The sequence below is a fragment of the Leptotrichia sp. oral taxon 223 genome, from assembly GCF_013394795.1.
Taxonomy (GTDB): Bacteria; Fusobacteriota; Fusobacteriia; order Fusobacteriales; family Leptotrichiaceae; genus Leptotrichia.
This window is the reverse complement of record NZ_JABXYU010000001.1, coordinates 915,421-929,950: the sequence shown is the minus strand read 5'-3', so window position 1 is coordinate 929,950 and position 14,530 is coordinate 915,421. Positions and strand designations below refer to the sequence as shown.

Sequence of the window (14,530 nt, the reverse complement as noted above, 5' to 3'; positions counted from 1 at the left end):
AAGTAATGGTTATTTTAAAAAACAAGGAAAAGGGAAAGATCCTGCTTGTTGAATTAAATCATATATTGCTTAAAGAAGGCGATAATGAATTAGATTTGACGCCTCGAAGGCTGAATATTGCAAAAGAGGAAATTGAGAAAAGAAAACTTAATATTGAAATTATAGAATTAGGTGATGAAAATGCCGTGCAAGTTGACGATAAAACAAAAACCAAAGACAAAAAATCTAGAGACAGTACTAGCAATGAATCCACAGAAGATAGAAGTGGGGACAGTAACTAATTATGGCATTAAAGGCGAATTTGATGCTAACGAATTATCAAATGTACTAGAATTTGGAGCAAACGCAGGAAAAGATAAAGAATCAAAGATTCCAGGATGGAAATATAATGATAAAGCTTTTAAAAAAGCCAAAAGAAAAACGAAGAAAAAATTTTTGCAAGGAATATCAGGGATAATAAATGGGAATCTTACAATTGACGCTATGATAAATAAAATTGGAATTGAAGCGAGTACGGAATACAAAGAAATGATTGAAAAAATTAAAAGCCCTGCGAATAGCCCTGCAACAATCAAGAAAAAAGGATTTGATAATCCAATGATTGAAACTGGACATTTTAAAAGCAATATTGCTGCCAAAATTAATAAAGGAAGAATTGTCGGGAGAGGTGGTGGATAGTGGATAGAAAAGTTCAGGTAGCTATTAGAAAAGTTTTGAAAGTTATAAGGAAGTTTTCCGATGATGTAACTGTGTATTTGGAAGATTCTGAAGCTGAATTTGATGATTTAGGAAATCCAATTCAAAACAAAATAGAAAAGACTATAAAAATGGCTGTATTAACACCAAAACATAATTCATCGTTTCCACAAAGTATGGACGGAAGTTTTTTATCAGATAAAAAAGAAGGATACTATATTCTGAATGATACAGACGGCTTCAAAATTTCGGAAAATATGAAACTGAAACACAACGGCGTGATTTATAGAATAGTCAATATTGAAGAAAATTATGGAGAGTTTTTAAGAATGGAGCTGAATATAGATGACAAGCGAAATTAGAAAAGAAGTCGTGAATGATATTAAAGAATTTTGTAAAAAGTTTGGCATAAATCAAGTTATCAATGAAGAAAAACGTGATGAAATTTCGGCTGAACAGTATGAAAAACTTAAATTTCCACTTGTTTTCTATAATCTGTATATTGAAGATGCGGGAAGTCCTATTCCTTTTGGAAACGATAAATATTGTTATGATGAGGAAATACAGGCACTTTTGACTTTGGAATCACGAGAGAAACATAATGATTTTGATATGCTTTATATGTTTTTGGCAAATACAAACGCAACAAATGATTACTTTGATGACAGAAAACATCAAAGGAAGATACGGAAAGTATACAAGATACAGGAAACGCCTTTTAATTTTATGGGCAGAAAATATTACAAACAAGTTCTGCAATTTAGCTATTTTGCAGAGCATTATATAAATAAAGATTTTAGGGAGGAATAATGAAAATATTTATAAGCCAACCAATGAGAAATAAGAGCCACGCTAACATAGAGCAGGAAAGAGAAGAGATAGTTAGCCGTTTGAAAGAAGAATATGGGGAAATAGAGATTATAGACTCAGTTTTTCCGGTAATAGCAAATAAAAGAAATATTTCTTTACGATATTTAGCAAAGTCGCTGGAATTAATGTGCAATGCAGATATAGTAGTTTTTGCACAAGGCTATGAATATGCTAGAGGGTGTAAAATTGAATATGAATGTGCTGTTAAGTATGGATTGGCGGTAAAAATTTTATAAAAAATTCACTTTCTAAGATTTACAGGCGCAAAGGAGCAAACAAAAAAAACATTGACGCACAGTATAAAATAAATACGAATAATAGATTAAAGATAAAAAAGGAATTGTTAAGACAAATAAGTTTATACAAAAAAATTAAGGAGGAATAATGGCAATACAGAGAAATGATTTAAATACTTTGAATAATGTACAAATTAAGTCAGAAAATAACAGAGCATTTTATGCCGATGTCAGAAGTTTAATGTTTTTTACAAAAGACTTCGCAATATCGCCAACTTATATTACAGAGCCACAGGATTTATTGGAGCTGAATGTGAGTGGACTAGATGAAAATCATATTTTTTATAAGTTAATCGCAAGTGCTTATTCACAATCATACACTCCATTAAACGTTGTAGTGTATGGAAATAACACGGCAACTACATTTACAGAACTTATGAAAACTTACGTGGATCATGAGGATGCTTTCGAGGTTACTAACTGGATTACTAATATGGATATAGTTGCAGAGAAAAATTATATAGACAGCATTATAACTTATGCAAAAACTGATAAGGATAAACAGTTCTTTATAGCTGTAAATTATGAAAAATTAGGAAATTCAGCCAAAGCCGTAGCACTACAGACGGATAATAATATTGATAATGTAGCGTTTGTTATTGAAGGGGCTAAGAACTTGGCAAAAGGAAACTGGCTTACTGGGGCATTAGCTGGTGGAACGATAGGTTACAAGGGTTTAGGGAGTTATATTGTGCATTCTACACAGATTAATGGATTTGTGCAAGAGAATTTCACAAAGACGGAACAAAAGGCATTTTGGGACGCTGGATTGAATTATTTATCTAAACCAACAAGAGGATATTATCATATTGTGAACGGGATTAATTCAGATAATAAAAAATTCATTGAATTGAAATTAATCGAAATTTGGTTAAGAGACGGATTAAAGAAAGATTTGACAATTTTCCAAGTGAGAAAAGACAAAATACCAGGAAACGATACAGGGAAAATGATGGTTTACTCAATCATTAAGGAACGTTGCAGACAAGGTGCTAGTGCTGGAATGTTCATGGTAGATAGTGCTGGAAGCTATTTTGGAACGATAACGCAAAAGGATAAAAACGGCAACGAACTAGAGATTAGTTTGGGACATTTAACAGTGAGCGATTTTACCCAAGAATCACTTATAGAAGGAAAATTTGATTTCGATTTAAGAGTCACTTATTTAAATGGTGCCAGAAAAGTGAATTTGACTGGAGCCGTTACAACAGATGGAGAAATTATTTTTAATAAATAAGGAGGTAAAGAAATATGGCAACGAAACAATACAATGTAGATAATGTCAAAATCATACTAACTGCAGCAGGAATTCCTTATGCGATTACTTGCAGACACGAAGATGGTTTTGAAGATGATCCGAATACAGAAAGTTCAAGCTCTACGATTGCGAGCTGTGGGCAGAAAGTAGTAAATGTATCAGTAGACGAAAGCGTCTCTATTACGTTGAGTTTGCTTTATGGAAGTGATGAACACAAAACAATGGAAAGACTGCACAAACTTTGGAAAGCGAATAAAGGGTTGTTTCCGATGTTTATGGTAATTAGTGACACAAATACAAACGAAACTTACATTTATAACAGTGTTTCATTCAAGAAAAAGGCTGGATTGAAGTATGCAAATGAGAGCGGTACTGAAGCCAGAGCTTGGGAATTTGAGGCAGAGAGTAGAGAATTTGTAGGATAATTAAAACAAAAATAACTGTGGTAAAAAACTATCACAGTTATTAAATTGATATATCAAAAGACAAGGAGAAAATAAAATGAATTTAGAAAAAAGAAAATATACAGAAGAAGAGCTAGAGGCGATTAATATGTCAAGGGAAATGGCTGGGTTGCCGCCTATCGCACAAGAAAATGAGAATATAACAGTTCAAAATAAAGAAGTTAAGAATGAAATGAAAGCGGTTGAAGCTATCACAACAGAAGAAACGGTGGAGGAAATAAAAGAAAGAAAAAATGAAGCTGAAAGAAATAGACTTAAACAGCAAGGCGGATTAAGACCTAACCAATTATTTAGTTATACTTTGATTAACTGGGACAGGAAAACCCAAGAAGTGATTTGTAAATATCCGACAACAAAAAAAGCATCGAAATATTCTAAAATGGAACTTGATCCAGGAACTGGTAAAGGAGTATTTTTATTTGCTGATGTAGTCAACGATTTTTATAATGATGAATTACTTCCAAAATTTGAAATTGAAGATTTTCCTTCGAGTGAAATTGCAGAATTAGCTGCTTTCCTATCGGAAGTGGTAAGAAATCCCTTCTTTAAATAAAAGTCCAGCTTTTTTTTACGAAGGTAAGTTGTATATTAACAAAGATGAAATGCTAAGAAATATAACAGAAATCGAAAACTTGGCATTTCAGCTTGAATTAAATGATAACTTTAAAAGTTTTAATTCATTTGAATTTTTAGAAAGATATAACAAAAATGATATTCCTGAAAAGGAATTTGAAACATTTTTAAAAATGTGTTTCTACGATACGGAAATACAGAAAATAAAAGAGCGAGAACAGAAGAAAATGAGGAAAGGAAGATAAAATGGCTAGCGGAGTAGGAGTTACATACGAGTTAGAGTTTGTCATAAAAGACAAGAATGCAAAACGTTGGATAGAATCTATGCGAAAAGAAGCCGAAAGGTTAGCCAAAGCATTAGATAAAGTTACTTTAAATAATTTTAACAAACAGATTCAGCACATGCAGAAACATTTACAATCTCAAGGGAATCAATTAAAATCACAACTTAAAATGGCACAAGAAATGATGAAGTCTCTTGGAACAGGTAAAAATATAAAAAGTGGACTGGATAACGTCAAAAAAGATACACAGGCGGCTAAAAAGAAAATGGATGAATTGAACAAGGCAAAGGAAGCTGTCGGAAAATCAGTCAAAGATCCTTTAAAAAATGTTGCAAAAGGTGCTGACAATGCAATGAAAAGAGTTAAAGGGCTTTTGAATAAAGTTCGTGATGGAGCATTGTATAAGGCTGGGAGTTTTATTACACAGGCTGGAATGGAAGCGTTACAGGAATATGGACAGACTGATTATGAGTTACGTGGGGCTTCTGCCAAAACAGGTGGGTATGGAACTGACTTAAAAGAGTACAGAAAACTTGCAAAGCAAGTTGGTGGAGCAACCAAATTTAATAATCTGGATGTTGCACAAGCTATAAATGCAGGGGCAACTTTAGGGATAAAAAAAGATGAAATGAAAGAAATTATCCCCGCTGCTTCAAATTTGGCACAAGCATTTAATTCAGACATCACGCCAGCACTCGAAATGGTAAAAATGCACATGAATTCTTATCAATTATCCGCAAAAGAGGCACAGAAAGTAACTGACATGATAGCTGTTACATCTAAAAATACTGCCGCAGATTTGCCAAGACTTGCCGAAGGGTTTAAATATGTTGGGGCTTCTGGAAAAGCATTAGGAGTCCCAATGGAAACAGTTTATGCAATGCTTGGTAAAATGAATGATAACGGGTTGTTGGGTTCTACAGCTGGAACAGGATTGAATCAAATGTTTGAAAGTATGAAAGATTTTAAAAAGCGTGGAAAACTGGAAGGTTTAATTGGTAAAGTTACTGATGAAAAAGGAAATTTACAGGATATGACTTCTATTCTGGAAAGGCTAAAAGGTGTAACTGACAAAATGGGAAACGCTGACAAAGCTGGAGTTTTAAAATCTATTTTTGGAGTACAAGGTGGAAGAGCAGTAAACACTTTATTAAATGGAAGCATCGAAGACTTAAAAAAACTTCAAAACGAAATAAAAAATAGTAGTGGAGCGGCTGAAAAATTAAGCAAGTTTATGATGCAAGGAAGTGCTGGAGCAGTTGAAACTTTAATGGGAACAATGTCAAGTACGTTTGCGTCGGTATTTGATTCATTAGAGCCTTTATTAGTCCCAGTTGCAGGACTATTTATGGGAATTGCTGAGGCGATAGGACAAGTTGCTGAAAAAGCTCCTTGGTTATTACAATTAGTTTCTGTTTTAGGAGCTTTGGTTGTTGGAGAATTAGTTTTTCAGAAGCTGAAAGCGAGCATTGGACCGTTTATAACTGGAATAAAAGAAGCAATTGCGAAAGTAAGTTTATTTAAATTAGTTCTATATGGATTGCTGGCAGTTGGATTAGTTGTGATATTTAATCTGTTTAAGCAATGGCAGGATTATTTGCAGGAAAATGAAGCAGTCAGTAAAGAGTGGGAAGGTGTGCTATTAAATTTAACTTATGCCCTAAGTGCTTTAGGTGATGTAATAATGTCAATTCTAGGTGCTTTATTTGGATTTAATACAAGACAACAGGATGCAGCGGATAAAACTAAATTTATGGGAATGACTGCCGAAGAAGTTGCAAGGAAATTAAAAGATTTTCAAAAAAATATTTTTGACTTAACTATAAAGCTTCAAGAAATGAGAAGATGGGTAGAAGAAAACAAAGAAAAAATAAGATTATTTGGAACAGTATTTTTAGTTTTAGCTGCAGGAGTTGGAATTTTGTGGGCATTGGTTACAGCACAATCTGCGTTTAATGCAGTGGCAGCGTTGAATCCGTATGTTTTAATTGCGGCAGCTATAATTGCAGCGATAATAGCAGTAGTGGCAGTCGTTAAATATTTTTGGGATACAAATGAAGGTTTTAGAAATGCGATGATGTCTATTTGGAACACAATCAGTCAATGTTGGGCTATAGTAGGTTTTATTTTTGGAGGGGTTGTCGGAGCAATAATCGGAGGCTTATTGCAATTATGGACACAAAATGAGACATTTAGGCAATTCGTGACTACCGTTTGGAATTTTATAGCCTCGGTATTTCAATTAGTTGGAGCGATAATTAGCGGTATTGTAATGGCAATTGTTAATGTTGTATCAATTCTTGTTAATGGGATAGTAAATCTTTATAACACAAATTCAACATTTCGTGCAATTGTAACAGCTGCTTGGAATGCTATAGGTGTAGTAATTCCAGCTGTTATTGGAATGATAGTTGGTGGACCATTTGGAATGTTTATCGGAGCATTAGTAAGTTTATATACTCATAATCAAACGGCAAGAAATATAATAAATGCTGCTTGGAACGCAATCAAATCAGCTGTGTCATCAGCTATATCTGCAATAATAAGTAGGATTCAAGCAGCAATTTCTGCGGTACACGGATTAATAAACGCTTTTCAATCAGCAGGAAGATTAGATTGGGGCGGAATCAAAGCTGGCGGAGCACAATTTGTAAACGGAGTTAAAGGTGTTGTAACAGGGCAACACAAAGCGGTTGGAACTAACAACTTCCAGGCTCAAGGCGGTGGTGGAATGACCACTATTGATGAACACGGAGATGAAGCTATTTGGTTGCCAAATGGAAGTATGGTTGCAAGAAACACTACAACTCTTGATATGTTGAACAATTTAAAATCCATCAAGAAAAATACACGTGGCGGTGCAAAAGAAACAGGAACAGTCGTTACAAATAATAATCATTTTGTATTCAATGTTAATGGAACCGATGAAACATTGCAGGAATTGAAACGTGAACTTGAAAAATTAGGGATAGTGTAAAGGGGGATAGGATGCAAGTATTAGATTTTTTGAAGACAAAGTTTGCTGAATTTGAAGTTCAGAAAGATAAACTTGAAAAACTGTATTTGAAATATTTTGGTATTAAGCCTAATGGATTTTTAGGCACTATACCCCTTTTAGTTCTTTCAACTGATTATAGCCAAGATAATGAGATAACAGGGTATAAATCTTATTTAAAGGATAATTTCAATGAAAATATGTTTATAAATCCATATACTTTGAAAATTGAAGTTATTTTGCATGGCAAAGAATGGAAAGATGAACTTGAAAAATTAGTAAAGGAATCAAGGAAAAGAAATTATACGATGTTTATGTATACTAAATTCGACAAGATTTACGCACCGCTCGCAATCACAAGTGTAAGTTATTCAGAAAATTACGAAAGTTATACAAACATTAAGGTTTCAATAAATCTGAAAGAAATAAATTTGCTTAAATTTACTACAGCTGACGGAAAAACAACAACGGAAGCATACGTTCCTGAAACAAGTACACAGAACAAGGAAGTTACGGAAGTCAATTTGAATGAATCAATGCAAAATGAATTTGAAATTGATCCTAGAGCGGGAGATGTTATAGAATGAAAAAATTATATAGCTTTGATATTACGTACAAAGAAAATGGCAAAAGCAGTTATAAAATATTGCTTGATGATGGGGAAAAGACGCTTGTAGCAACGTTGGATATTTATAACATCAGGGAGCTTTGGTATTTGGATATAAAGAGCGATAACGAGGATTTGCATATTGGACAGAGAATTAATACTTATGAAGATTTGTTTTTGATATGCAGGAGAAGATATAAGGAATTTCCAAATGTTAAGATGATAGCCTTACCAATCAATTTAAATGGCTTTGATGTTGAGTTTACAACGGAAACGGCTGGAGTGTTGCAAGATATTATGGTGGTGGTTTAATGGCTGAAAATACACAAAATAACAATAATTATTATATTTTATGGGATAGATACGCAAAAGTAACTTTTAAAGTGAAAAACGGAAGTGAAATAGAAGAAATTGAGTTTGAAAGGTTTCAGATTGAAAATGGTATCGATTCATCGCCTGACTTCGAGATAGAAACAGAGTTTGATATTACCGAGAGTACGAATATTGCCAAAATAGTTATCTACAACCTAACAGATGAAATGATTAAGAAACTAAAAAAAGGCGTGGAAGTAGTTATTGAAGCAGGATACTGGAACGATGGAAAAAACAAGGATATTGGAGTTATTTACAAAGGAATTATCGAAAGTTTGAAAGGGAGCTGGAACAATGCTGACAAGAAATTTGAGATAATTTGCAACACTTATAATGATGAATACAAGGACACAAAAATTAATTTAAAGGCTGGAAAAGGAACTAAGGCAAGCACGATTATAAAACTTATTTTATCAAAGCTGGATAAATTAAAGGCTGGAACAATAGAACTTGGTAAAGATATTGATTATAAGGACGGAAAAACTTTACACAACAATGTCAAGCATATTTTCAAGGAACTTGCAAAAGATACAAAAAGTGTATTTTTTATAACAAACGGAGTTGTAACGTTTCAGCCAAGAGATAAGATAAACAGAGGTGTTTTAGAGTTCGATCCAAACAGATTTCAAGATGTCAAGGAAAATGACGGAACTTATACTTTGAAAGCGATATTTGACCATAGATTCCAGGAAGGATTCAAAATTAACCTTGATTTGAAAAAGACTTTTGAACAGCTTGAAATTAAAGGGGAGTATCTTATTACAAAAGGCAAGCACGTGATGAACTTTAAAACAGAGGCGTACACAGAATTGGAAATTAAAACTAAATTTGATGACGAAGAAACTAAAAAAGCTAATGAAATTGAGATTGTTACAGGCAAAAAAGGTAAAAATGAAAAATCATCTAAGAAAAAAGATAAGAAAGATAAAGATGATAAAAACAAAAAAGAAAAAGGAAAAAACTCTAAAGATTCTAAAAAGAATAATAAGAAAACTAGCACAAAAAGTGGTGGAAAGAAAAAAGAAAAAGATTGGGATGGAATTGTAAGAACTTATGGAGTAGGAGGCAACAAATGAGAAAAAAAACAGTAGGTGATCATATCGAAAGTATGATAAACGGAAGTTTTGATAATTTAAATACTTTTGCAATAGCCAAAATTGTAGAGATGGATAACTCGAATATGAGTTGCAGCATTCAAATGCTTGATATTCCTGAACTTTTTGGAACTCGTGATGAAGTTGAAGTGATTGAAAATGTGCCGGTTGCTCCAATATTTTGGAGTAGCAAATGTAAAATAAATGCTCCGTTGTCTGCAAATGATAAAGTTTTAGTGGCATTTTGTCAGCATGATACATTCAATGCTCGTAACGCTTCTGAACCTTGTGAGCCGAACTCCAGTGCTAAATTTGACATAAATAACGCTATCGTAGTCGGACAGATAACAAGTGATGCAGAAAAGAATGTATCTAATGACTTCTACATTGCTTACGGTGGAACGCTTGTAACAATAAATGATAGTGAAGTTACCATAAAAGGCAATTCTATAAACATAAGCGGAGCAGTAAGCATTGAAGGGGATTTGGAAGTGAGCGGAGATGCTACGATTGGCGGTAAATCATTCTTGACTCATACTAACGGTGGAATGCCGTTGGATTAGGAGGTAAAAATGAAAAGCATTCAAAGTTGGCAAACTGAAAAAGATGACAACAAAGAAATTGATGTTGTAATGGGCAAAAACATAGTATTAAGTTCCGAAATAGAAAAAATAAGGCTAAGGCTTGAGAATAAGTTAAGATTATTCTTCAATGAATGGTTTTTACATAGGAGTGAAGGCATTTACTGGATTAAAAGAAAAGAGAATAACGGGCAGATAGGAAACTTACTGGAAAAGTTTAATATTGAAACTCAAGTAAAAGAAACGATTTTGGCAGATGAAGATGTGGCAGAAATAATAAAATTTGAAAGTGATTTTAAAAATGGAACTGGAAATTATAATTTCGATGTAGAAATATTGTTGAAAAATGGAAAAACTTTGACAATTTAGGAAAGGGGGAGCAATGGATTTTGGAGTAACAAATACAGGATTTGTGTTAAAAAGTTTTTCAGATATTATGAAAGATATAGAAAAACGGTACAAATCAAGATTGCAGGATAATGAGTATACTTTGGATTTTAACACTCCTGAGGGGATTCATTCAGAGGCGATAGGGTTCGAGTTATCAAAATTATGGGAAGAACTTTTGGAACTCAATAATCAAACGAATTTAAATACGTCAACAGGTGTATATTTGGATTACTTTGGAACTTTATTAAGAACTCCACGAAACCCAGGGGCATATGCAACTGGACAGGTAAAAATAACAGGAGAAAAGAATAGAGTTATACCAGCACAAACTATTATAAAATATGCTGAAAAAGAATACAGATTATTATCTAACGTTACATTGGATAAATTAGATAATAACGAATATTACGGAGTAGGGTTTATTCGGGCAGTTGAAATTGGAGACGAGAGTAATATCACAAGTGATGTTTCATTTACAACCGAATACGGTGGGGTTGCTAAGATTACAAATGATGTTGATGTAATTGGTGGAGCAGATGAAGAAAGTGATAGCCTTTACAGAGCAAGGTTAAAAAGAAAGCAAACAATTGAACAGACTGCAACACATTCAGCACTGTATAACGGACTTATGGCGTTGGAGAATGTAAAAAACGTATTAATACTAGATCCTGAAACAGAGCCAGCAACAGAAGCTGGAACTATTAAAATATTTCTCGAAGGAACTCCTGATGACAAAATTTTTGAAACTATATTAGATTTGAAGGCGGACGGAATATTGACGCTTGCGGATTCTAATGCACAGACTTTTGAAAAGAAACTGAAAAGAGATGTGTTTGAGAGAAAAATAATCTATAACATTATCAAATACAGCACATTATTAATTAAAGTGGAAGTTCTGGAAGTGAAGAACTCTGATGAAAAAGATAACCGTTGGACACAACAAATAAAGCAAGAGATATTGAACTATATAAATAATCTTAAAACAGGGGAATCTATCAGCTATTTAAAAACGTATTCAGAAATTTTGGGAATTGATGATATACGAAAAATTAATCTAAAAATGGGATTAACAGAATCGAGTGTTGCAATTCAAAATTTTGATAAAGTTTTTAATGTTCCTGTGGGTCAAAAATTCCAGATAAATGAAAATAATATTGAGGTGCTTTATGTATAAAAATAGCAAAGAATATACAGATGAAATAATCAATAAATTTCCACATATGTATAAAAGGGATAGAGAAAGCAATAATTATTTTTTGCTTGAGCTTTATTTAGAAGAAATAAGGCAAGTAAGCAGAGGAATATACGATTTACTAAAATCTCTGGACATCATGAAAGCAACTGGATATGTTTTAGATAAATTCGGAACGTCATTTAATATGAAAAGAAACGCAAGAGAAAATGATGAGGAATACAGGAAAAGAATACTTGCTGAAATTTCAAGGAAAAGCAGAAATGCGACTTTTGAAACAATAATAAGCGTATTAAAAATTATAATTGAAAATTATGAACAAAATATATTTATTTTTAAAGAAGGAATTGTAAAGAACGTTAGTAAAGATATTGATTTTAATATAAAAAATGGAAGTTTTAAAGGAAAATCTGAAACACAGTTTTACAAGGAAAAGGCAGGAAGCATTTATATAGTTTTGAATAAAAGATTGCCAACATATGTTAAAAAAAGCGTTTTAAGTATTTTACTTGAAATAAGAGCGAAAGGAGTTGAAATAACAATTGATTTTAAATATAGAGTGCAGACAGCAAATTATATTTCAAATGGAGCACTTATAGGAGTAAAAAGAATGCTAAATATTGAAGATAGTTTTTATGATGAAATTTTGCAGCAAAAAAATTATGAAAGTAATTTGGCTAGAATGAATGTAATCACGCAGGAAGGGGTAAGATAGATGTTAAAAAAGATAAAGGACTGGGTAGGATCTAATTTAGATGTTTACAAAGTTGAAAATGCAAGTGATGTTGGAGCAGGATTAGTGAGACACATTTGGAAAGGCGAGGAGACCGCGAGCCAAATCGGTACAACTTTAACGGCTCAAATTATGAACGATTTACAAAAAGGACTGGTACACACTTTAAACGCAACAAGAACATCAGGTACAAATAAAGATATTTATGAGGTAATGTTGGTTGGAATCGAAGAATTTGGAGTATTCGATGGATTAAAATTATTAATCAGAATAGACAGAGAAAATCAATACGATGATGTATTTTTAAAATTGGGTGGTGTAGAATATCCAATTTACAGAGTTAAAGAAAATTCAGCGAGAAAATTGGATAAAGGAGTATTGAAAGAGAAAAAAGAATATTTATTAAATTATAGCAATAATTCTTTTGTTTTATCAGACAGTACATTGTATGGCACAACAGCGGGTACAGCTCTCGAAGGCAACCGATTAGCCGAAATTCTGGGAATAGAATTTGGAGGGAATATTCAAGATACTGGTAACAAAGTTAAAGGGAAATTTTACTTTGATAGTGTGACTAAATTTTATTACGAGTGTATAGAAAATACTAACCTGACTTATAACGAAAGTTCTAAATTCAGAGCTATCTCCAACAAACCACTTTCAGATAGAGTGGAAAATTTATTCAAAATTACAGAATATAAGAACTTAGCTTTAACTAACGTGAATCACGGAAATGCAAATGGGTATACTATAGGAAATAATCGCTATGTTCCATTTTCACGACGTTTCCCCCGTGAGTTCAAACGGAAATACTACAATTTGCAAACTTCCTGTTTCTCCAATTTCAGCATTCGAAGGTACGGCAGCAATCATTCAGAATAATCTTCGTGCTGAAAGATTTTCAGTCAATAAAAACGGAGAAGTCAAAGTCGTCGGAGATGGAACTATAACAGCAAATATTAAATATAGTTTCAGCTTTAGCTTTCCTTTTGCTATTAGTTAATACCCGATAGCAGTCCAGAAAAATCCAGCTTTTTCGCCACCGCCGCCACGTTGTCGCATTACTTGCAGTAAGAATTTTTCTTTAGTGATATTTGACGAGACAAAAGTAACTTCCAAACTTTCATCTGAATAGTTGTAAATCCCTGAAATTTGGACATTAACACATTTCTGTTTAAAAGTTTTTGGGAAATTAATATTTTTAGTAATAGATGCCCCAGGTGTACTTGAAAGTCCTTCAAAATAGTTTTCTCCCCACTGGATTATTAGACCATCTGGAAATTCAATATAATTATTTCCCATTGTGTGTAAATTTTCCAATTTGCACAGAGTTGGAAACAAATAAATAAATAATAAAAAATATTAGGAGGTAAAAAAATGATAATTTACATTTATGACAAAAACTCTTTAGAGTTAATAGCTCAACCGATGACACTTGGTGTCGAAAAATTTAAGGAAGAACCTAACTTGTTTTTCCCAGACTGGAATTCAGAAACAATGGTTTTCTCAACATCATACCTTGTAAATCCTGTTATTGATACAGAAACAGGCGAATTAAGGGAAATGAATGAATATGAACAGATTGTTGCTGGAAAACTCTTTTTAGCGGACGGTGAGTATTTAGATGAAAAGTCTAAATCAGTTAAAAGGATTGCAAAGCCAAATGACTGGAGTATCTGGGATAGAGAAAATAAAAAATGGAAAGTGGATAACACTTTGATGAATGAAAGAAAAAAAGAACTTAAAAACAAGCTTTTGCAGGACTTGGCAGAAGCAAAGTCTAATTACTTAAATCAGACAATAGAAATTGAAAAAGCTGGTAAAAAGTATACATTTGAGAACAATGAGAAAAACAGAAATAGATTGTCTCTAAAAATTTCATTAATGTGGGTGCTGGAACAGGACAAAATAGAAAAAGTGAAAGCACAAAATGACAAAGGGCTTGTTGAATTTATAGAACTAAATAGAACGGAATTAAAAGTTTTATCTAAAAAAATACAGGACATCATAGAAGTTGCTGACATAGCAGAGCAAATGGCTGTTACAGGACTTGAAAGATACACTATTGATCAGATGTTAGAGCTTAATGTAAGTGATTTTTTTCAAAATTAGAAAAGGAGTGATT

General features: G+C 32.9%; 20 protein-coding genes. 19 read left to right on the top strand and 1 reads right to left on the bottom strand.

The window, feature by feature from the left end; translation table 11 throughout:
* The first annotated feature begins 5 nt into the window (after positions 1-5).
* The 18 genes from HW275_RS04430 to HW275_RS12380 all read left to right on the top strand — a co-directional run bounded on the left by HW275_RS04430 (position 6) and on the right by HW275_RS12380 (position 13,287).
* Positions 6-281, top strand: a complete 276-nt coding sequence (locus HW275_RS04430) for a hypothetical protein (RefSeq protein WP_178935427.1) — start codon at positions 6-8, stop codon at positions 279-281.
* The gene (locus HW275_RS04425; RefSeq protein ID WP_178935426.1) at positions 265-678 is read left to right on the top strand and encodes a hypothetical protein; all 414 of its coding nucleotides are present in this window, start codon (positions 265-267) and stop codon (positions 676-678) included. Before HW275_RS04430 ends, HW275_RS04425 begins: the two co-directional genes overlap by 17 nt.
* A complete protein-coding gene (locus HW275_RS04420) occupies positions 678-1,058 on the top strand; it encodes a hypothetical protein (protein WP_178935425.1) in 381 nt (126 codons plus the stop codon). Before HW275_RS04425 ends, HW275_RS04420 begins: the two co-directional genes overlap by 1 nt.
* A complete protein-coding gene (locus HW275_RS04415; RefSeq protein WP_178935424.1) occupies positions 1,042-1,506 on the top strand; it encodes a hypothetical protein in 465 nt (154 codons plus the stop codon). Before HW275_RS04420 ends, HW275_RS04415 begins: the two co-directional genes overlap by 17 nt.
* A complete protein-coding gene (locus HW275_RS04410; RefSeq protein WP_218975088.1) occupies positions 1,506-1,802 on the top strand; it encodes a DUF4406 domain-containing protein in 297 nt (98 codons plus the stop codon). The genes HW275_RS04415 and HW275_RS04410 overlap by 1 nt, the downstream gene beginning before the upstream one ends.
* Before the next feature lie 148 nt (positions 1,803-1,950).
* Positions 1,951-3,099 carry a DUF3383 family protein gene (locus tag HW275_RS04405; RefSeq protein ID WP_178935423.1) on the top strand — a complete coding sequence of 383 codons (1,149 nt, stop codon included), beginning with the start codon at positions 1,951-1,953 and terminating at the stop codon, positions 3,097-3,099.
* Between the two features lie 14 nt (positions 3,100-3,113).
* The gene (locus HW275_RS04400) at positions 3,114-3,545 is read left to right on the top strand and encodes a phage protein (RefSeq protein ID WP_178935422.1); all 432 of its coding nucleotides are present in this window, start codon (positions 3,114-3,116) and stop codon (positions 3,543-3,545) included.
* A 76-nt stretch (positions 3,546-3,621) separates the two neighbouring features.
* The gene (locus HW275_RS04395; protein WP_178935421.1) at positions 3,622-4,137 is read left to right on the top strand and encodes a hypothetical protein; all 516 of its coding nucleotides are present in this window, start codon (positions 3,622-3,624) and stop codon (positions 4,135-4,137) included.
* A 28-nt stretch (positions 4,138-4,165) separates the two neighbouring features.
* Complete coding sequence (locus tag HW275_RS04390) at positions 4,166-4,402, top strand: hypothetical protein (protein WP_146997481.1); 237 nt, start codon at positions 4,166-4,168, stop codon at positions 4,400-4,402.
* Between the two features lies 1 nt (position 4,403).
* Positions 4,404-7,418, top strand: coding sequence for a phage tail tape measure protein (locus HW275_RS04385; RefSeq protein WP_178935420.1), 3,015 nt, complete (start codon positions 4,404-4,406; stop codon positions 7,416-7,418).
* Between the two features lie 11 nt (positions 7,419-7,429).
* Positions 7,430-8,023: a phage baseplate protein gene (locus tag HW275_RS04380; protein ID WP_178935419.1), complete on the top strand. Its 594-nt coding sequence runs from the start codon at positions 7,430-7,432 to the stop codon at positions 8,021-8,023.
* Entirely contained in the window at positions 8,020-8,355 is a 336-nt protein-coding gene (locus HW275_RS04375; protein WP_178935418.1) for a hypothetical protein, read from the top strand. The genes HW275_RS04380 and HW275_RS04375 overlap by 4 nt, the downstream gene beginning before the upstream one ends.
* Positions 8,355-9,491 carry a hypothetical protein gene (locus HW275_RS04370; protein ID WP_178935417.1) on the top strand — a complete coding sequence of 379 codons (1,137 nt, stop codon included), beginning with the start codon at positions 8,355-8,357 and terminating at the stop codon, positions 9,489-9,491. Before HW275_RS04375 ends, HW275_RS04370 begins: the two co-directional genes overlap by 1 nt.
* On the top strand, positions 9,488-10,072 hold the full coding sequence (locus tag HW275_RS04365) for a hypothetical protein (RefSeq protein WP_178935416.1): 585 nt from the start codon (positions 9,488-9,490) through the stop codon (positions 10,070-10,072). The genes HW275_RS04370 and HW275_RS04365 overlap by 4 nt, the downstream gene beginning before the upstream one ends.
* A gap of 9 nt (positions 10,073-10,081) precedes the next feature.
* Positions 10,082-10,459: a hypothetical protein gene (locus HW275_RS04360; protein ID WP_178935415.1), complete on the top strand. Its 378-nt coding sequence runs from the start codon at positions 10,082-10,084 to the stop codon at positions 10,457-10,459.
* Between the two features lie 13 nt (positions 10,460-10,472).
* On the top strand, positions 10,473-11,654 hold the full coding sequence (locus HW275_RS04355) for a baseplate J/gp47 family protein (RefSeq protein WP_178935414.1): 1,182 nt from the start codon (positions 10,473-10,475) through the stop codon (positions 11,652-11,654).
* Entirely contained in the window at positions 11,647-12,387 is a 741-nt protein-coding gene (locus tag HW275_RS04350; protein ID WP_178935413.1) for a hypothetical protein, read from the top strand. The genes HW275_RS04355 and HW275_RS04350 overlap by 8 nt, the downstream gene beginning before the upstream one ends.
* The gene (locus HW275_RS12380) at positions 12,388-13,287 is read left to right on the top strand and encodes a hypothetical protein (protein WP_255460014.1); all 900 of its coding nucleotides are present in this window, start codon (positions 12,388-12,390) and stop codon (positions 13,285-13,287) included.
* 117 nt (positions 13,288-13,404) lie between these two features.
* On the opposite strand, the gene HW275_RS04340 is transcribed toward HW275_RS12380, so the two are convergent.
* Positions 13,405-13,707, bottom strand: coding sequence for a hypothetical protein (locus tag HW275_RS04340; RefSeq protein WP_178934344.1), 303 nt, complete (start codon positions 13,705-13,707; stop codon positions 13,405-13,407).
* A gap of 75 nt (positions 13,708-13,782) precedes the next feature.
* Here HW275_RS04340 and HW275_RS04335 point away from each other — a divergent pair, with 75 nt between their 5' ends.
* Entirely contained in the window at positions 13,783-14,517 is a 735-nt protein-coding gene (locus HW275_RS04335) for a hypothetical protein (protein ID WP_178935412.1), read from the top strand.
* Positions 14,518-14,530: the final 13 nt, after the last annotated feature.